General features: G+C 63.5%; 13 protein-coding genes. 7 read left to right on the top strand and 6 right to left on the bottom strand.

Annotated features, from left to right (window positions below):
- Positions 1-49 precede the first annotated feature (49 nt).
- Positions 50-2,587, bottom strand: a complete 2,538-nt coding sequence (locus ACO08C_RS01330) for an Rne/Rng family ribonuclease (protein ID WP_421786851.1) — start codon at positions 2,585-2,587, stop codon at positions 50-52.
- Positions 2,588-3,024: 437 nt separating this feature from the next.
- On the opposite strand from ACO08C_RS01330, the gene ACO08C_RS01325 reads away from it, so the two are divergent.
- The 3 genes from ACO08C_RS01325 (at position 3,025) to prfB (ending at position 8,104) form a co-directional block, all read left to right on the top strand.
- The gene (locus ACO08C_RS01325) at positions 3,025-4,248 is read left to right on the top strand and encodes an N-acetylmuramoyl-L-alanine amidase (protein WP_421786849.1); all 1,224 of its coding nucleotides are present in this window, start codon (positions 3,025-3,027) and stop codon (positions 4,246-4,248) included.
- 96 nt (positions 4,249-4,344) lie between these two features.
- Positions 4,345-6,882, top strand: coding sequence for a penicillin-binding protein 1A (locus ACO08C_RS01320; RefSeq protein WP_421786847.1), 2,538 nt, complete (start codon positions 4,345-4,347; stop codon positions 6,880-6,882).
- A gap of 84 nt (positions 6,883-6,966) precedes the next feature.
- A protein-coding gene (prfB, locus tag ACO08C_RS01315) for a peptide chain release factor 2 (RefSeq protein WP_421786846.1) occupies positions 6,967-8,104 on the top strand; the annotation gives its coding sequence in 2 pieces (ribosomal slippage) (positions 6,967-7,035 and positions 7,037-8,104; 1,137 coding nt in all).
- A gap of 39 nt (positions 8,105-8,143) precedes the next feature.
- On the opposite strand, the gene ACO08C_RS01310 is transcribed toward prfB, so the two are convergent.
- The 3 genes from ACO08C_RS01310 to ACO08C_RS01300 form a co-directional block, all read right to left on the bottom strand.
- Positions 8,144-8,629, bottom strand: a complete 486-nt coding sequence (locus ACO08C_RS01310) for a bactofilin family protein (protein WP_421786844.1) — start codon at positions 8,627-8,629, stop codon at positions 8,144-8,146.
- Between the two features lie 61 nt (positions 8,630-8,690).
- Complete coding sequence (locus ACO08C_RS01305; protein WP_421786843.1) at positions 8,691-9,923, bottom strand: M23 family metallopeptidase; 1,233 nt, start codon at positions 9,921-9,923, stop codon at positions 8,691-8,693.
- A gap of 115 nt (positions 9,924-10,038) precedes the next feature.
- Complete coding sequence (locus ACO08C_RS01300) at positions 10,039-10,512, bottom strand: peroxiredoxin (RefSeq protein WP_421786841.1); 474 nt, start codon at positions 10,510-10,512, stop codon at positions 10,039-10,041.
- Positions 10,513-10,611: 99 nt separating this feature from the next.
- Here ACO08C_RS01300 and ACO08C_RS01295 point away from each other — a divergent pair, with 99 nt between their 5' ends.
- Entirely contained in the window at positions 10,612-14,061 is a 3,450-nt protein-coding gene (locus ACO08C_RS01295) for an AsmA-like C-terminal region-containing protein (RefSeq protein ID WP_421786839.1), read from the top strand.
- Here ACO08C_RS01295 and tyrS read toward each other — a convergent pair whose 3' ends face one another.
- Positions 14,062-15,312, bottom strand: a complete 1,251-nt coding sequence (gene tyrS, locus ACO08C_RS01290; RefSeq protein WP_421786837.1) for a tyrosine--tRNA ligase — start codon at positions 15,310-15,312, stop codon at positions 14,062-14,064.
- Positions 15,313-15,380: 68 nt separating this feature from the next.
- Between tyrS and ACO08C_RS01285 the strand changes: the two genes are divergently transcribed.
- Entirely contained in the window at positions 15,381-16,487 is a 1,107-nt protein-coding gene (locus ACO08C_RS01285) for an anhydro-N-acetylmuramic acid kinase (protein WP_421786835.1), read from the top strand.
- Here ACO08C_RS01285 and ACO08C_RS01280 read toward each other — a convergent pair.
- Positions 16,484-17,161 (bottom strand): alpha/beta hydrolase, encoded by a 678-nt coding sequence (locus ACO08C_RS01280; RefSeq protein ID WP_421786833.1) that lies wholly within the window; start codon positions 17,159-17,161, stop codon positions 16,484-16,486. The genes ACO08C_RS01285 and ACO08C_RS01280 overlap by 4 nt on opposite strands.
- Positions 17,162-17,372: 211 nt before the next feature.
- Between ACO08C_RS01280 and ACO08C_RS01275 the strand changes: the two genes are divergently transcribed.
- Positions 17,373-17,837: an Rrf2 family transcriptional regulator gene (locus tag ACO08C_RS01275; protein WP_421786831.1), complete on the top strand. Its 465-nt coding sequence runs from the start codon at positions 17,373-17,375 to the stop codon at positions 17,835-17,837.
- A 20-nt stretch (positions 17,838-17,857) separates the two neighbouring features.
- Positions 17,858-19,000: a cysteine desulfurase family protein gene (locus tag ACO08C_RS01270; RefSeq protein ID WP_421786829.1), complete on the top strand. Its 1,143-nt coding sequence runs from the start codon at positions 17,858-17,860 to the stop codon at positions 18,998-19,000.
- Positions 19,001-19,005: the final 5 nt, after the last annotated feature.

Below are 19,005 nucleotides of genomic sequence, written 5' to 3'. Positions count from 1 at the left end.
CAGCTAACGGACGGGCCAAGCCCGACCCGTTGCTGCAATATGCATTGATCTATTTTCCGAACAGTTTCGAACCGCGTTGCCACCAGCCCGTGCGTTTCGGCTTGTCGTCGGCAGCCTCGGCGGTTTCCGCCGCCGACTCGTCAGGCTTGGGATTTTCCTCGGCCTTCTTGCGCGGTGCCCGCTTGCGCTTGGGCTTGTCGTCGGCAGCCGCCTCGTTTGAGGCGTTGTCTGCCTCTGCGGCCTCCGATTGAGGCTCGGCCGCTTTCTTGCGTGGTGCGCGCTTGCGCTTCGGCTTCTCGTCCGATGCCGCTTCGGCGTCCGGTTTTGTCGCATCCGCCTTGGCATCTGAAGCCTTCTTCCGGGGCGCCCGCTTGCGCTTGGGCTTCTCTTCAGCCGGCGCTGCGGCTTCGGCTGAAGACGCATCGTCTTTCGCTTCGGCCTGGGCTTCGGCGTCAGGCGCGGCCTTTTTCCGGCGGGTCCGGCGCTTTGGCTTGACCGGCTCGGTCTCGGCGGTCGGAATATCGGCGGCCATGTCAGCCGGATCGATCACTTTCAGCGCGTCAGGCGCACCTTCATCGGAGGCTTCGGCGGCGGGCACATCGTCCGCAGCTGTTCCGTCGGACGTGGCGTCGCCGTCGCCGGATTCCGATCCGGCCTCGGCATTTTCAGCCGGACGGTTGCGGCGGCGTCCGCGGCCACCGCGGCGGCCACGGCGGCGGCGCTTGCGCGGTGCGCTGTCCTCATCCTCGGAAGCGGGCGTGCTCTCGGCATCGGCGTCACCGGCATCCTCTTGGACGGCATCCTCGGTGTTGCTGGCAGCCTCTTCGTCCTTCTTGCGGCGGCGTCGGCGGCGTCGGCGCCCGGACCCATTGCCTTCATCCGTCGCCGGCTTCTCTTCCACCGGTTCGGGTGTGGCGGGCGGCGCTTCCTTGACGTCATTACCGTCGGCATCCTTGCGGGTTTCAACAACCTCGACGCGATGATCGGGCGGGATGAGATCGGGATCGGCCGAAATCTGGATGCTGAAATCGTAGCGCTGTTCGAGCGACAGCACGTGATCGCGCTTCTCATTCAGAAGATAGAGGGCGACATCGGTGGGCAGGTTGATCCGCACCTTGGTGGCCCGTTTGCGCGCGCCTTCTTCCTCCAGCGCCCGCAGGGCCACCAGCGCACTTGACTGCGCGGTCCGCAGATAGCCTTTGCCGCCGCAATGCGGGCAGGTCTTGGTCGAGCCTTCGAGGATGGATGTCCGCCGGCGCTGGCGCGAAATTTCCATCAGGCCGAACTGCGAAATGCGGCCCATCTGGAGCCGGGCGCGGTCCTTTTTCAGCGCGTCCTTCATCCGTTTCTCGACGGCGCGGACATTGCGGTTTTCTTCCATGTCGATGAAGTCGATCACCAACAGGCCGGCCAGGTCCCGCAACCGCATCTGGCGCGCCGCCTCGTCGGCGGCTTCCAGATTGGTTTTCAGTGCCGTGTCCTCGATATTCCGCTCGCGCGTCGAGCGGCCGGAGTTCACATCGATCGCCACCAGCGCTTCGGTCTGGTGAATGACGAGGTAACCGCCCGATTTCAGGGACGTTTCGGCATTATAGGCCGCTTCGAGCTGGTCTTCGACATGGTGCCGGACAAAGAGCGGCATCGGCTCCTTGTACTGCTGCACCTTCGAGGCATGCGAGGGCATCAGCAATTTCATGAAGGTCTTGGCGTCCTTATAGCCGGCGTCGCCCTCAACCAGCACAATCTCGACGTCGCGGTCATACATGTCGCGAATGGCGCGGCGCACCAAATCGCCCTCCTCATAGACCAGGCTGGGCGCGACCGATTCCAGCGTCTTGGTGCGGATATCGTCCCAGACGCGGCGCAGATAATCATGGTCCCGCCGGATCTCGGCCTTGGTGCGCGTCGCACCGGCGGTCCGCACGATCAGACCCATGCCGGTCGGCAGTTCAAGATCGGAGACGATTTCCTTCAACCGCTTGCGGTCCTTGCCATTGGCGATCTTGCGCGAAATGCCGCCGCCGCGCGGCGTATTCGGCATCAGCACGCAATAGCGGCCGGCCAGCGACAGATAAGTGGTGAGCGCTGCACCCTTATTGCCGCGCTCTTCCTTGGCGACTTGCACCAGAAGGATCTGGCGCCGCTTGATGACTTCCTGGATCTTGTATTTGCGGAAGAATTGCCGGCGCTTGCGGGCGACGGCCTCGACTTCGGCGTCGGTATCGTCCTCGCCGTGCTCGGCAGCCTCTCCGTTTTCGTCGCCCTCGGATTCTTCGGTCTCGGCGAGCGCTTCTTCAACGGCTTTTTCTTCCTCGGCCTGAAGCTCGAGGCGGTCCTCATGCGGGATCTGGTAGTAGTCGGGATGGATTTCGTTGAAGGCGAGAAAACCGTGGCGATTGCCGCCATATTCGACGAACGCGGCCTGCAGGGACGGTTCGACCCGGGTGACTTTCGCCAGATAAATGTTTCCGCGTATCGGCTTCTTCGACGCGGATTCGAAATCAAACTCCTCGACGCGGCTTCCTTCGACGATGGCGACACGAGTCTCTTCCGAGTGACTCGCATCGATCAGCATTTTCCTTGACATGCAAATTGGCTCCTGCGCGCGTCCGGAAAGGACGCAGCGGCGCGGCGCGGCGGACAGGCCCGTGTGTCAGTCTTGATGGGGTCTGGAGCTCAGGCGCGACGCGCATGTTAAACTTTCCTGGTGCGAAAGCGGCTTGCGGCCACTTCGCGGCGGTTCGGGTCGCAGGCCGGCGGCAAAGCGCGGGACCGCGGATGGGATGCGTTTTGGCGGCTGACCGCCTCGGCGCGTTCCGGACAAGGACCTCGGCCGGGCGGCGCTATGCGCCTCGCCCTCCGGAACGCTTCGCAACATGCCCCAAAGCGCCACAATTTGAAAGCGCTTGTTCAGCGCGTCCGCAAATGGCGGCACGTCAACCAAACGTCAATGCAAAGCAGGTAAGAATGGAAAAAAGCCGTGCACCGAATCGCGGCGTTTGCGATGGTGGAATTATGCGCAGAATGGCCGCATTCCTGATTTCAGCTTTGATGGCGGGGCTCGCCGCCCCGGCCATGGCGCTCGACGCGTCCGAAATCCGGCAGGTCCGCTTTGGCGGCGGTGAGGACGAAACCCGCGTCGTCGTCGAAGTCTCAAGCGATCTCGAATTCCGCGCTTTCACAGTGTCCGAACCGACCATGCGCCTGGTGCTGGATTTTCCGCGCGCCGCCTGGTCGGTCGACGGGCTCGATCTGGGCGAGGGGCTCGGCTTCGGCCTGGTCGACGAATTCCGCTTTTTTGACCGTTCGGCTGATGCATCGCGCCTCGTTTTCGAGCTCGAAAATCCGGCAGTGATCGTCAACCAGTTCGGCATCCCCGCCAATTCCGACAACCCGCATCATCGGCTAGTGATTGATCTGCGCCGCGTTGAATCATCCGAATTCGAAGAGGAGTCCGGCTTTCCGGAACCGTCCGATCTCGGTCAGCTGATCGCCGAACGCGGCGATGCGACTTTCGCCGAGCCCGACCGCGCCCGCCGTGTGATCGTCATCGATGCCGGACATGGCGGGCATGATCCCGGGGCAGTTGCCAATGGCGTGCATGAAGAGGATGTCAATCTAGCCGCAGCGCTCGATTTGCGCCGCCGCTTGCTCGCGACCGGCCGCTATGACGTGATCATGACGCGCGAGAACGACCGATATCTCACCCTGCAACAGCGCGTGAATGTGGCGCGCGCGGCCAATGCTGACCTGTTCCTGTCACTGCATGCCGACAGCGCCGGCGCCGGCTCTTCGGCGCGCGGCGCGGCGGTCTACACGCTGTCGGACAGCGGGGCCGGCCGCGCCCAGCGCTTGCCGGAGAATGCCAGCGACTGGACCCACATCTCGGGCAGCAGCCAGCCGCCCGTGGTCCGCAACATCCTGCTATCCCTGTCCTTGCGCGAAAAACGCAACCGCTCGGCAGTCTTCGCCGAAATCGCCCTCGATTCGATGGCAACAGTCGGGCCGGTGCTGACCAACGGGCATCGCCAGCGCGGCTTTTATGTTCTCCTGGACTCGCAAGTGCCGGCGGTGCTGGTCGAGATGGGATTCCTGACCAACCGGCAGGACGCGGCCAATCTCAATTCGGGCGCCTATCGCGGCCGCCTGATGCAATCGCTCGCCGACGCGATCGATGCCTATTTTGCGCGCGACGATGTCGCAGACGACAATCCGGTGCGCTCCGCGCAGCTTACGCCCATTCCATAAAACACTTCACGCGATAAACGTCTTTCGCTCTCGCAGCGGCTTCGCCATAATATCGCCCCTTGGCAAAGCCATGACTCGGCGTCAAACGGAACCGGCATGAAAATTTTCACTTGGCGTAATTTCTTCCGGACAGCGATCTGGGGTGGCGGCACATTGCTGGCCGTCGGACTGTTGGGCCTCATCGTCCTGCTGGTCTATCTCGGTCGCCTGTCGCAAGACCTGCCCAGTATTGACGAGCTGGCCGAATACGAGCCGCCGATCACCAGCCGGGTGCATGCCGGCGACGGCCGCCTGATTGCGGAATTCGCGCGCGAACGCCGCGTATTCGTGCCGATCGAGCGCCTGCAGCCGGACCTGACCAATGCCTTCCTCGCGGCCGAGGACGCCAATTTCTATGAGCATGGCGGGCTCGATTTCGTCGGCATCGTCCGCGCGACCATCAACAATGTCGGCAATGTGATCCGCGACGACCGGCTGGAAGGCGCTTCGACCATCACCCAGCAGGTGGCGAAGAACTTCCTTCTGTCCTCCGAGCAGCGCCTTGAGCGGAAGCTGCGCGAAATGCTGCTCGCGCGGCGCATCGAGCGGGCTTTCGAAAAGGACGAGATACTCGAACTGTATCTCAACGAGATCTACTTCGGCCGGAGGTCTTATGGCGTTGCGGCGGCGGCGATGAACTATTTCGGCAAGTCGCTCGATGAATTGACCCTTTCGGAAAGCGCCTTCCTGGCTGCCGTCGTCAACGGCCCCGCGCGCTTCCACCCGATCCGCCATCCCGAACGCACCCTGAACCGCCGCAATTGGGTGCTTTCACGCATGGCCGCAGAAGGATTCATCACACAGGAAGAAGCCGAGGCCGCAGCCGACGAACCGCTGCGCGTCATCGAGCGCTTCCAGGGCGAGGAATATCTCGCGGCCGAGTATTTCGTGGAAGAAGTCCGCCGGCAGCTTTTCGACACCTATGGCGAAGAACAGCTCTACAATGGCGGCCTGTCGATCCGCACCACGCTGGATACGCGGCTTCAGCTTGCCGCGCGGACGGCGTTGCGCAACGGGCTGGAAGCCTATGACCGGCGCCATGGCTATCGTGGCCCGCTTGGCGAGATCGAGGCCGGGGAGGGCTGGCCGGAGCGTCTCGCCGCCTTCGAAGACATGCCGTCCGATGTCGACGCAGAATGGCTGCCGGCTGTCGTCCTCGCCGTGAATGCGCAAGATGTGCGCATTGGCTATCTGATCGCGCCCGAGGATGAGGGCAGCGAAGTCATCGATATCGAACGCCAGGACGAAGACGAGGAAGAAATCGAGCTCGACCCGGCCGAGGGACAGATCGCCTTGAGCGAACTGGAATGGGCCCGCCAGGCACTGGAAGACGGCCTCATGGGACCGGTGATCAATACCCCGGCTGATGTCCTGTCGGTAGGCGATGTCATTCTGGTGGAATCCCTGACCGATGAAGCGGGTGAGCCGGATGGCTTCGGCCTGCGTCAGGTCCCGGCCATCAATGGCGCGCTTTTGGCGCTCGATCCGCATACCGGCCGGGTGCTGGCCATGGCCGGCGGCTATTCCTTCCAGCAGAGCCAGTTCAACCGCGCCACACAAGCGCGGCGTCAGCCCGGATCGTCCTTCAAACCCTTTGTCTACGCAGCGGCACTGGACAATGGTTACACGCCGGTCTCGATGATCCTCGATGCGCCCTTCGTGGCATCGGGCGGGCCGGACCTGCGCTTTTACCGGCCGCAAAACTATTCCGAACGCTTTTACGGCATGTCGACCCTGCGCCTCGGCCTCGAATTGTCGCGCAACGTCATGACCGTCCGCCTCGCCCAGGAAATGGGCATGGAGCCGATCGCCGAATACGGCGAGCGTTTTGGCATATATGACGATCTCGAACCGGTGCTCGCCATGTCGCTCGGCGCCGGCGAGACGACGCTGTGGCGTCTGGTTACGGCCTATGGCGCACTCGTCAATGGCGGCGCCCGTATCGAGCCGACCATTCTCGACCGGGTCCAGGACCGTCAAGGCGAGTCTATCTATGTCCACGATCCGCGCGCCAGTGAAGCCTATGATGTTGAGGAGTGGTCGCCCGCTCTGATCGAACCGGAGGTGCCGGATCTCGGTGAAGCGGTCATATCGCCGGTCACTGCCTATCAGATTGTTCATATCCTCGAAGGCGCGGTTCAGCGCGGTACGGGAAATGCTCTGCGATCGCTTGGCCGGCCGCTGGCGGGCAAGACCGGCACCACCAACGACTTCCGCGATGCCTGGTTCGTCGGTTTCGGACCGGACATTGTGGTCGGCGCCTATGTCGGTTTCGACACGCCGCAGGAGATGGGCTCGGGCGAGGCGGGCGGCCGTGTTGCCGCCCCCATCGTGCGGGATTTCCTCGAAGTGGCGCTGGAGAACTATCCCGTCGCCCCCTTCCGCGTGCCGGAAGGCGTTAGTCTCGTTCCGATCGATTCCCGCTCCGGTGAACCGTCTGTGCTGGGCCGTCCCGGCACCATCCTCGAAGCATTCCAGCCGGGTTCGGAGCCGAGCCAGAGCGGCGATGATGGCGAGACCGGGCTGACCTTCACCGGCGGTTCGGTCTCCGGCGGCGACGGGGATGAGGACGAGGATCTCGGCGGGATCTACTAACCCATTCGCTCTCGTAGCAGCGCTCCGGCTTGATAGGCCGCGCGGGCGCCGCTATCCGGTGAGTTGACGCAACGGGGCATGAATATGCGCGCAGACATCCAGGCATTGTCAGACGAAATCCAGCGGTCGGTCGGACTGCTAAGGAGGCGTCTTTGACTGGGATACGGCCGAAAAACGTTTTGACGAGCTGACCGCCCGGACGGAGGACCCGTCCTTCTGGGACGACCCGCAAAAAGCCCAGTCCCTGATGCGCGAACGCAACCGGCTGGAATCCGCCATGAAGGCGATTCGCGAGCTGGAAGGCGATCTCGCCGACAATCTTGAATTGGCGGAACTGGCCGAGGCCGACGGCGATGACGACCTCTTCGCGGAGGCCGTTTCCGCGCTTGAACGCGCGCGTGAAAAGGCCGGCCGCGCCGAGCTGGAAGCGCTGCTGTCGGGCGAAGCCGATGGCAATGACAGCTATCTGGAAATCCATCCCGGGGCGGGCGGCACAGAAGCCACCGACTGGGCCGCAATGCTGCAGCGCATGTACACGCGGTGGGCCAATGATCACGGCTACAAGGTGGAGATTATCGAGGAACAGGCGGGCGACGAGGCGGGCATCAAATCCGCGACCCTGCTGATCAGGGGCGAAAATGCCTATGGCTGGCTGAAGACCGAAGCCGGTGTTCACCGCCTGGTACGCATTTCGCCTTTCGATTCCTCGGCGCGCCGGCATACGAGCTTTGCCAGCGTCTGGGCTTATCCGCTGGTCGACGACACGATTGAGGTCGAGATCCCGGAAAGTGATGTGCGCGTCGACACATACCGCGCCTCCGGCGCTGGCGGTCAGCACGTCAACAAGACCGACAGCGCGATCCGCCTGACCTACACGCCGCCGGGCGAGAGCGAAGCCATCGTGGTGCAGTGCCAGAATGACCGCTCGCAGCACAAGAACCGGGCGACCGCCTGGAACATGTTGCGCGCCCGGGTCTACGAGCTGGAATTGCAGAAGCGCGAAGCTGCCGCCCAGGCCGAAGCGGATGCCAAGACTGAGATCGGCTGGGGCCGTCAGATCCGCTCTTATGTTTTGCAGCCCTACCAGATGGTCAAGGATCTGCGCACCAATGTGGAGACCTCGAACACGCAAGGCGTGCTCGACGGCGATCTGGACGAGTTCATGGCCGCGGCATTGGCCGCGCAACTGGGCGAAGATAAAAATGAAAACGCCGCCAACTAGGCGTCGGCGGCGCTTCCTGAACAGATTGGACTTGGCCGGCTAGGCCGAGGTCTTGGCTTTCGGCAGGTCCAGCGAAGGATTGCTGCTGCTCGAACCGCTGCTGCCGGAGCCGCTCTCGCTCTTCGGCGCAGACGAGGACGATTGCGAAGACGGCAGGCTGCTCGGCGGTTTCGCCGACTTGCCGGACGCGCCGCTGTCGGCGACCGGATCGGACGAATGGCGGCAATGACCGTCGAAGAAGGCACCGCTTTCCATCGATAGCGAGGAATGCACGATATCGCCTTCGATGCGGGCGGTTGCGGCCAGCTGCACCTGACGGGCGCGGATCGAGCCTTTGACGCGGCCGCGGACGATCACATTCTCGGCGATCACTTCACCGTCGACAGAGGCTTCCTCGCCAATGGTCAGCGAGCCGGCGCGCAGATCGCCTTCGACCGTGCCGTCCAGCTGAACTTCGCCGTCGGAATTGACAGAACCTTGCAGCACCACGTCTGCGCTGATGATGGAGGGGGCTTTCGATTTCATGGCGGACCTTTTGGCGGGGGGCGGAGGGGCAGCGCTGGCGGCGCTGTCGGCGGCGGTGTCTTTAGTTCTGTTGAACATACTGTCCGGCTCTCATAAAGCGTTCGGGGTCAAGCGTTTGCCGATTGTTCCAGACTTCGTAATGCAGGTGCGTGCTGGTACTTCTGCCGGTCGATCCCATACCACCGATGCGCTGGCCAGCCTGGACCGTATCACCACGTCTGACATCAATCGAGTTGAGGTGACCATACCGGGACATGAACCCGTACCCATGGTCGATCTCTACGGTGCGACCATAACCTGAGCGCCAGCCCGCGTAAACGACGCGTCCCGGTCCGGCCGCAAGGATGGGGGCATTGCGGTAAGCCACGAAATCCTGACCTGAGTGAAAGGCGGGGCGGCCGGTGAACGGATCTATGCGCGGACCGTAATCGCTGGTCTCGCGGTATTCGGCGCCAATCGGGACATGCAGCGGAAGAGCCTGGACTGCGGCTTCGATCTCGCGCGCTTCGATCATTCGCGTGGCAATCCGGGCCACCCGCGCAGAAAACGCATCGTCCATGTCCAGTTCCGCGCCGAAGGCCGAGCTGGCAAGCGACAGGAAGGGACCGCCGCTTTCCTCATTCTCGCGGTTTTCCGCGAGGACATCGTCAGGTCGCAGCCCCGTCAGGCGCAGCACGGCGCGCAAATTCTCCAGTCGCGCCTCGGCGGCATCCTCGGCTTCCGCCAGCACCACATCCTGCTGCTCGATCAGCGAACTCACGCGATCGGTCGGCGCATTCGGATCATTCAGGCTCAGCAGGACATCGTCACGCGCCCGCCGCGGCGTCGGATCTGCTGGCGTTGCCGCCATGAGCAGCCGTCCGTTGTCGAGCGCCGGGGACGGATCGTAATCATCACCGTCGATGTCCTCGACGAGCGCGATCAGCTGGCGCAGCGTGTCGTGACGCGCGCGGAATTCTTCAGCGGTGGATTCGAAATTCTCGACCTGCGACTCGAACAGCGCCTGGGTCGCGGCCTCATTGGCCATGGCCTCGTTGACCATGCGGGACGACTCGCGGCGAACCCGTTCCATCTCGGCGGTTTGCTGCGACATCTGATAGCCGTGCAGTGCCACGGATACGGTCGTGAAACAGAGCCATCCGGTTAATGCAATCGCGCCACCAAGTGCACCGACCTGCATCGTCGTGGTCAGCTCGAAATAGCGGACCTGACCTTCACTACGATGGTAGATCTGCCGATTGGGGAACCATTGCTCGGCAATGTCCCAAACCTTTTGAAAGACGCCAGAAATCATGCCGTCGGTCCGCACCTGTACTGTCTTCGCCCAATCCGTCGGGCATAGGACACGAAACAGCCCGACATATCAACATTTCGTTATGCAATAGGCAGGCCAGATAACAGATGCAAAATCAGGAGGAAAGCGCCCGCGTTTCCGCCAGAACCTCCTCCGCGTGACCCTTCACTTTGACCTTTGGCCAGATTTTTTGGATTACGCCTGCCGAATCAATCAGAAAGGTTGCGCGCTGAATGCCCATGTATTCGCGCCCGTACATCTGTTTTTTAATCCAGACTCCATAATCCTCGGTGACCTTTCCTTCGGTATCGGCCCCCAATATCACCTTTAGATCGTGCTTTGACTTGAAGTTGTCATGCTTTTTTGCGCTGTCGCGGGAGACACCGACAATGACCGCACCCGCCTCTGCGAAGGCCGCGGCATGGGCCGAGAAATCGATGGCCTCAGTGGTGCAGCCCGGCGTGTTGTCCTTGGGATAGAAATACAGAACCACGATCTTGCCCGCGAGATCCGATAGCCGGATGGTGCCGCCACCATCCGTTGGCATGTCAAAGTCCGGGGCGCGCTGGCCTTCGCTTAAAGTGGTCATCTTGGCTCTCCCTGTTGCGGCTGGGTGCAATACGTTTACGTCTGTCTTACAAGATTTCCGGGTGAACACATCCCGGCCTTCTGCACGAGTTGAGACGCCATGATCAGACGTTCGCTCCGCGTCGTTGTCATTTACGCGCTGGAAGCGATCGCGGTTCTGTTCGCGCTCTCACTTTTTGCCGGCGGCGCCTTGCTGTGGCGCTTGTCGCAAGGACCGCTGGAGCTTGATTTCTTGCTGGCGGACGCGCAACAGCGCCTCGGCGCGGCGTTTGAGGGCGATCTCGTATCGTTGAGTACGCTCGAAGCCCGCTTCGATCCCGACACCGCGCTCTTGTTCTTCACCGCGCGCGACGTCACGGTCGCCGAGCGCGGCGGTGAAATCGTGACGCGGGCGCCTTTGATCGAAGCCGGTTTCGGGCTCGACAGCCTGTTTACGGGCCGCCTGGCGCCGTCGCGTGTGACGCTCGAAGGCGGCGCAGTCTCGATCGTGCGCCGTCCGGACGGGGCCGTCGGCGCCGGTCTCGGATCGCCCGAGCGGGTGGCGTTGGACGCCCGGCCGCCGGGATCGGGGCGCGATGTCGATGCCATACTCGAATTGCTGCGCAATCCCGATGACAGTGCCGCCCTCGGCCGGCTGACCGATGTCTCGATCCATTCCGCATCGGTACGTGTCGTCGATGATGTCAACGGGCTCGACTGGTATATCGACCGCGCCGAATTGCGTCTGGAACGCAATGCGGAGCGTCTGCAGGCCGAGCTGGCCGGTCGGTTCGTGACGACGGCCGGCTTCGCGCCGGTCGCGATCCGCATGGAAGCCGCCGCCGATCTCGACAGCTTCCTGATTGAGGCCAGCGCGGAAAACTTGTCGCCGCGCGCGATTGCGCCGCTGGCCGGCCCCTTTGCGGCCGCTGGCGAGATCAATGCGCCGATCAACCTGGAAATCTTCGCCAACGCCTCGCGCCGCGACGGAATACGCGCCGCTAATGTGAACCTCGCTGTCGGTGAGGGGCTGATCGGCCGAGGAGAGGCCGCCCAGCAGGTGCGAGGCATGACAGCGATCGTCGACTATGAACCGATCGACGGGGCTATCCACATCCGCGAGATGGTGCTCGACACGGACCGGCTGTCCACGACCCTGACCGGGCGGATCTACGATCTGCGGGAATTCGACGATGCCTTTCCAAGGCGCTGGAATTACGAGCTTGCCGTAGGCGAGGGGCGATTGGACCTCGGCGGCGTTTTCGAGGCGCCGCCGGAATGGCAGTCGATCAGCCTGGCGGGTGAGATGAATGCCCGCGCGTTTGAAATCGGGTTCGATACGCTGCTCGCGGATATCGGCCCGATCACCGCCAATTTCACTGGCGAAGCGCGCTTGCGCCAGGTCGAGGACGGGCGCTGGCTGCCGGATGTCCGCCTGGTCGGCCCGGTCGAGGGCGATGTATCGCCCGAACTCGTTCTGCTGTTCTGGCCGGTCGAACTGGCGGATGGCGCGCGCGACTGGATTGAAGGCGCGGTCATCAGCGGGCGCTTGTATGACGCCCATCTCGACCTCGATCTGAATGCGGAATCTCTGGTCGCACGGCGGCTGCCGAACGAACGCATGACCCTGACCTTCGCCTTCGAAGATGCCGCATTCCGGTATATCTCGACGATGACCCCGGTCACCCGAGGGCGCGGCCGCGCGACGCTGTTCGGCAATGCTTTCGCCCTGAGCATGGACCAAGGCTTTATCGGCGACACGCCGGTCCGCAACGGCTTCGTCGACATTCCGCGCCTTAATCCGCGCGGTGCACTGGCCCGTTTCGGTGGTGAAGCAACCGCGCAGGCGCAGGACGTGCTCTCGCTCATCGACGAGCCGCCGCTCAACCTGGTGTCGGAATACGGCCTCGATCCCGGGAGCATTACCGGCACCGGTGAAATCCGCTTCGAGATCCAGCGGCCGATGCGCCGCGAAGTGGCCGTCGAGAATGTCGGCTATGACATCCGCGCGGATTTTTCCGACGTCACGCTGGATACCGGATTCCGTTCGACCGTGTTGACCGATGGCGAAGTGGTGTTGACCGCAACACCGGAAGCCCTCGAGGCGGTCGGCGAAGCGCGGCTGGGTGAAACCGAGACCCGCATCCGGTGGGTCGAGACGTTTGGCCTCGGCGAGGACGCCGCCTCGACACGCATGGAAATCGATGCGCGCCTGCAAGCCGGCAGCCTGGACCGCTTCGGAATTCCGCTGCGCCGTTTTGTCGATGGCGATGTCGATGTGCGCCTGGCGACGCTCGGCAACGCCTTCGAATTCGACGAGGTGTCTCTAACGGCCGATCTCACGGCAGCCCGCGTCGAGTGGCCGGGAAGCCCGTTCGCCAAGCCGGCCGGCGATACGGCGATCGCGACGGCCGAAATCCGGTTTCCGGGTGAAGGCCGGGTCGAGGTGGAACAATTCACCCTCGATGCGCAGCGTGCCGATGTGCAAGCGCGGGCCGCTTTCGCCGGTGATGGCCGTTTGTTGTCGGCGGATGTGTCGCGCCTGTTTGTTGAAGGCGTGGTCGATGCCACCGGCACCGCCTGGCGTCCCGACGGGCCGGACAGCGCGCTGGCCTTCGACATTGCCGGGCCATTTTTCAATGCCACGGGCCTGGTTGCCAGCCTGGCGGACTTTTCCGGCAGCGCAGGCGCGCCGCCGCCCCTGGCGTTGACCGTCGCGTTCGACGAGGTGCGCGTGGCACCGGAAACGACGTATGAAGCGCTGCGGCTTGATTGGCGGTCCGATGCGGCGGCTGGCGAGTTGATGACGGTCAGGGCGGAAACGCCGTCCGGACCGTTAACCTTCGATCTGGCGGCCGAACCCGGCGCCCGCCGCCAGGTCGCGCTGGAAGCGCCGGATTTCGGCGAATTGCTGCGCCTGCTCGACCTCTATCAGAACGTCCGGGGCGGCAGCCTGTCGATCACCGGCTCCATCCCGCCGGCCGGGCAATCCGGCATGTCCGAATTCGCCATTCAGAGTCAGGCTTTTACGCTGGTCAGAATGCCCGTCCTGGCCCGTGTGCTGGCGGCCGGCTCACTACCGGGTCTGGCCGCTTTGCTGAGCGGTGACAGCGGGATCGCCTTCGACCGTCTCGAGGCCGGCGTGGCGATCGGCAATGACGCGATTTCGATCAGCGAGGCGCGGGCCAGCGGACCATCGCTCGGCGTCACCACGGCGGGTGAAATCAATCTCGGCGCTGAACGCCTCGCGCTCGATGGCGTGCTGGCCCCGTCTTACGGGCTTAATTCCTTCGTCGGCAATCTGCCGGTCGTCGGCGAAGCCCTGATCTCGCGCCCTGGTGAGGGCGTGATTGGGATCACCTTCTCCATCGAAGGACCGTTTGACCAGCCGACGGTCGCCGCCAATCCGCTCTCGGTGCTCGCGCCGGGCGTCTTGCGCCGCTTGTTCGAGGGCACGGCGGCTGAGCGCGAACGCGCGCGCCAGGATGCGGCCGCCGGCACCGCGCCGAACGAGGACACACCCGTAGCGGAGACGGATCCGTCAGACGATGACGGACCGCCCGAGCCCTGATCAGCCCGGCTTGGCCAGGGCGTGCCGCTTCTTGCCGGCCGAAATCTTGATGGCGCCATCCTGCAGGTCCGCGACGCTCACCGTTGCCTGTGGATCCTTGACGATCTCGCCATTCACGCGCACGCCGCCACCTTTCACCAGGCGCTTGGCCTCGCCGTTTGATTCCGCAAAACCCGCGCCGGTCAACAAGGCCAGGACCGGCAGGCCGGACGACAGCTGCGCGGTCTCGACCTCGAAGGTCGGTAGGGCGCCACCCGCACCGCCCGCGGCAAATGTCGCCTGTGCGGTTTTTTCGGCGGCTTTGGCGGCCTCGGCTCCGTGCAACATCGCCGTCGCTTCATTGGCCAGGACCACCTTCGCTTGGTTCAGCTCTGCGCCTTCCATGCCCTCCAGCCGCGCGATCTCATCCAGTGGCAGATCCGTGAACAGCTTCAGGAACTTGCCGACATCGGCGTCTTCGGTATTGCGCCAGAATTGCCAGTATTCATAGGCGCTGAGCAGGTCGTCATTGAGCCAGACCGCGCCATCGGCGGTCTTGCCCATCTTGGCGCCGGAGGCCGTCGTGATCAGCGGCGTCGTGAAGCCGAACACCGTCCGCTGGTCGATCCGGCGGCACAACTCCACGCCATTGATGATATTGCCCCACTGATCGCCGCCGCCGAGCTGCAGCGTGCAGTCATAGCGCCGCGCCAGTTCCAGGAAGTCGACCGCTTGCAGGAGCATGTAGTTGAATTCGAGGAAGGTGAGGGGCTGCTCGCGTTCCAGCCGCAGCTTCACCGATTCGAATGTCAGCATCCGGTTGATCGTGAAATGCGGTCCATAAGTCCGCAGAAAGTCGAGATAACCGAATTTCGACAGCCATTCGTCATTGTTGACGACCAGGGCGTCGGTGGGCCCGTCGCCAATCGTCATCAGCCTTTCGAACGGTTTCAGGATACCGGCGACATTGGCCGCGATCTTCTCCTCGCTCATCATCTGGCGGGATTGATCCTTGCCGGACGGATCGCCGATCTTCGTCGTCCCGCCGCCAATCAGGATGATAGGACGGTGTCCCGCCTGTTGCATTCGCCGCAGCATCATGATTTGCACCAGCGAGCCGACATGCAGCGAGCTGGCGGTGATGTCGAAGCCGATATAGCCGGTGATCCGGCCGTCGTTGGCAGCGGCATCGAGCGCCTCGATGTCGGTCGCCTGATTGAGGTATCCACGCGAAACCAGCGTCTGGATGAGATCGGACTTGTATTCGGTCATGGCATCGGCCTGATTAGGAGTGAGCGGCGTCTTTTAGCGGCGCTCGGCGGATGCCGGAAGGGGGCAGCATGTATCGCGTGATCGGATTGATGAGCGGCACCTCGCTCGATGGCGTCGATGCCGCCCTGATCGAAACCGATGGCGGCTCCGATATCCGCTTCGGGCCCGGCGCCGAGCATCCCTATCACCCCGAACAGCGCCGCCTGTTGCAGGCCGCGGTCGATGCGGCGCTCGCCTGGCGGTTTGACGGACCCGAACCTGACGCGTTCGGACCGGCGGAGACCGCGCTCGGTGAAGCCCATGCGGCGGCCGTCGCCCACATTCTGGCGATGGCGGGACTGCAGGCCGGAGACATCGACCTGGTGGGCTTTCACGGGCAGACCGTGCTGCACCGCGCGCCGGCCAAGGACCGCAAGGGGGCGACCCGCCAGCTTGGCGATGGCGAAGCGCTGGCCCGCGCGACCGGGATCGACGTGGTCTATGACTTCCGCAGCGCCGACGTCGCCGCAGGCGGCCATGGCGCCCCCCTGGCGACGCTTTATCACGAAGCGCTGTTCAAGCGCGATGCGCTGCCCGGTCCGGTCGCGGTGCTCAATCTCGGCGGCGTCGCCAATGTCTCCTGGCTGGGCGAGGGCGATCCGTGTGCCTTCGATACCGGCCCTGCCAGCGGGCTTCTGGATGCCTGGTGCGAGCAGACGGTCGGCCGGTCCTGCGACTTGAACGGCGAGCTCGCCGGCCGCGGCGAGGTGAAGGCGGAGGCGCTCGCGCAATTGCTCGATCATCCCTATTTCGACCTCAAACCGCCGAAATCACTCGACCGGTGGGATTTCTCGCTGGATCCCGTCAGCGAATTGTCGCCGGAAGACGGAGCCGCAACGCTGACGGCCTTTACCGCACGAACGGTGGCCGATGCGATCCGCAAAATGGGTCTGCCGCAGCGGGTGCTTGCAACCGGAGGCGGACGCAAGAATCCGGTGATGATGGCGGCGATCGCCAGCGAGCTCGGACGCCCCGTCGAGCCGGTCGAAACGGTCGGCTGGAATGGCGATCTGATGGAGGCCCAGGCTTTTGCCTGGCTGGCGGTGCGGGCCCGGGAGGGCAAACCCTTGAGCCTGCCGTCGACCACGGGCGTGCCGGAGCCGACAACGGGTGGCCGGCTCGCGAAGGCGCGCTAGCGGCGCGGACGCTGGTTCTTGCGCTCCTCGATGACGATCGGCAAGCGCTTGTCGAGATACGCCTCGATCCGCTTTTCGAGTTCTTCGAGATGGCTTGAGAACATGTGGCCGGCGCCCGGCACTTCCTCGCGTTCGATCTCGATGCCCTTCTGGACGCGGACCTTGCTCATCATCCGTTCCATGTCGTCATAGGGAACGATCTTGTCTTCGGAACCGTGCAGGATGATGCCGGAGGCCGGGCAGGGGGCGAGGAAGTTGAAATCATACATGTTGGTCGGCGGCGCGACCGAGATGAAACCCGCCACTTCCGGGCGCCGCATCAGAAGCTGCATGCCCACCCAGGCGCCGAAGGAATGTCCCGCGACCCAGGAAAACGGCGCGTTGTTGTTATAGGCCTGTACCCAGTCGAGCGCGGTTGCCGCATCGGAGAGCTCTCCGAGCCCCTGATCATAGCTGCCCTGGCTGCGCCCAACGCCCCGGAAATTGAACCGCAGCGTCGCGAAACCGCGCTTGCGGAAAATGTCATACATCATCACTGACGTATGGTTTTCCATATTGCCGCCGCCTAGCGGGTGGGCGTGGCAGATCAGGGCAATTGGAGAATTGTCCGCCTCGCCCGGGGCATAGCGGCCTTCCAGGCGCCCTTCCGGGCCGGGGATAATCACGTCAGGCATAAAAATCTCGTCTCTTTTTTCATGTCCAAACGAATTGTCGGGTCTTTCAACTGCGACAAACCGTCCGATATGTGTTTTCGGGCAGCAAAAAGTTGACTAAAACACTCGGAGATACATCTCACTGCGTGTATTGGTCCAACCACCCGAACAAGGCTGGCCGGGTGATAGCACACACCGGCCGAAAATTGCGAGGGTTTTGGGGAGTGAAGACATGAAGTTAAGCACCAAAGGAAGATACGCGGTGATGGCGATGGCCGATCTGGCCCGCCGTTCGGTGAAGGCGCCGGTAACGCTCGCCGACATCGCGTCGCGGCAGTCGATTTCGCTGTCCTATCTCGAGCAATTGTTCGCGCGCCTGCGAAAAGCCGGGCTCGTCGAATCCGTCCGCGGTCCCGGCGGCGGCTACACGTTGTCACGCGCGGCGGAGAGTATCCGCGTCTTTGATATCATGGCCGCGGTCGACGAATCCGTGGACGTCACGCGATGCGAGGGTGAGGCCAAGGGCTGTATGGACGACGGCCGTCGCTGTATCACTCATGATTTGTGGGATGAGTTGAGTCGTCACATCTATCTCTTCCTCGGATCGATCACACTCGAAGACGTGATTGCCGGGCGGGTCATGGGGGCGGCCCGCGGCGCCAATGAAATGGCCGCAGAGGTCATGGCCGCGGAATAGGCGAACAGGAAAGAGGGTCAATGCCGGTCTATCTGGATCACAATGCGACAACGCCGGTGCGCCCCGAAGCGCGCCAGGCGCTTCTGGATGCGCTCGACCGCTGTGGCAATGCCTCGGCGGTGCACAGCGTGGGCCGTGGCGCGCGCGCGATCCTCGAGCAGGCCCGGCTGCTGATCGGCAAGGCGGTCTGCGCCCAGCCGAACGACATCATCTTCACCTCGGGTGGCACCGAAGCCGACAATCTCGCCATCGAAGGGGCGGTGAGGGGCGGCGGCGTGACGCGCATCATCCACACCGTCAGCGAACATGAAGCGGTAGCCCGTGGCGCGGAGTGTACTGGCCTGCCCGTCGAGTTGCTGCCGATCAATCGCGACGGCATCGCCGATCTCGCCTGGCTGGAAAAGCGGCTGGCCGATCTGGGCGATGACGAACGCGTGTTGGTCTGCCTGCATGCGGCGAACAACGAGACCGGCGTCATCCAGCCGATCGGAGAGGCGGGACGGATCATCCGCGAGGCGGGCGGCCTGTTCCATATCGACGCCGTGCAGGCGCTCGGGAAAATCCCGTTCGATTTTGCAGCGTCCGGTGCGCATTATGCGGCGATCTCCGCGCACAAGGTGGGCGGGCCACAGGGCATCGGGGCCCTGATGCTCGCCTGCGATGCACCGTTCGAGGTGCAAAAGCGCGGCGGCGGTCAGGAAAAAGGCCGGCGGTCCGGGACGGAGAATGTCTCCGGGGCTTGGGCGTTCGCCAAGGCGCTGGAAGCCTGTCTGGCCGACGGTGAGAAATGGAAACAGATCGAAGCTTGGCGCGACCGCATTGAATCGGAACTTCTGAGGACCGATTCAAACCTTTGTATTCTCGGAAAGAATGCGCCGCGCACACCCAACACCTCGGCAATCTGCAAGCTCGGCTGGGAAGGCGGAATGCAGGTCATCGCGCTGGACCTCGCCGGTGTGTGCGTGAGCTCCGGTTCGGCCTGTTCTTCGGGGAAGGCCGGCGTGTCGAAAACCTGGTCATCGATGATGTGTGAGAAGTCGGCCGGCTGCACCATCCGCGTCAGCCTCGGCTGGAACACGACCGAAGCGGATGTGGAGGCCTTCATCCGCGCCTGGTCGAGCGAATTTGCGCGGGTCAAGCCGCGCCTGAAGGAGATCGCCTAGGGCGA

It is taken from the genome of Hyphobacterium sp., assembly GCF_965229905.1.
Taxonomy (GTDB): domain Bacteria; phylum Pseudomonadota; class Alphaproteobacteria; order Caulobacterales; family Maricaulaceae; genus Hyphobacterium.
The sequence above is the reverse complement of the archived record's forward strand: the minus strand, read 5'-3'. Positions and strand labels throughout refer to the sequence as shown.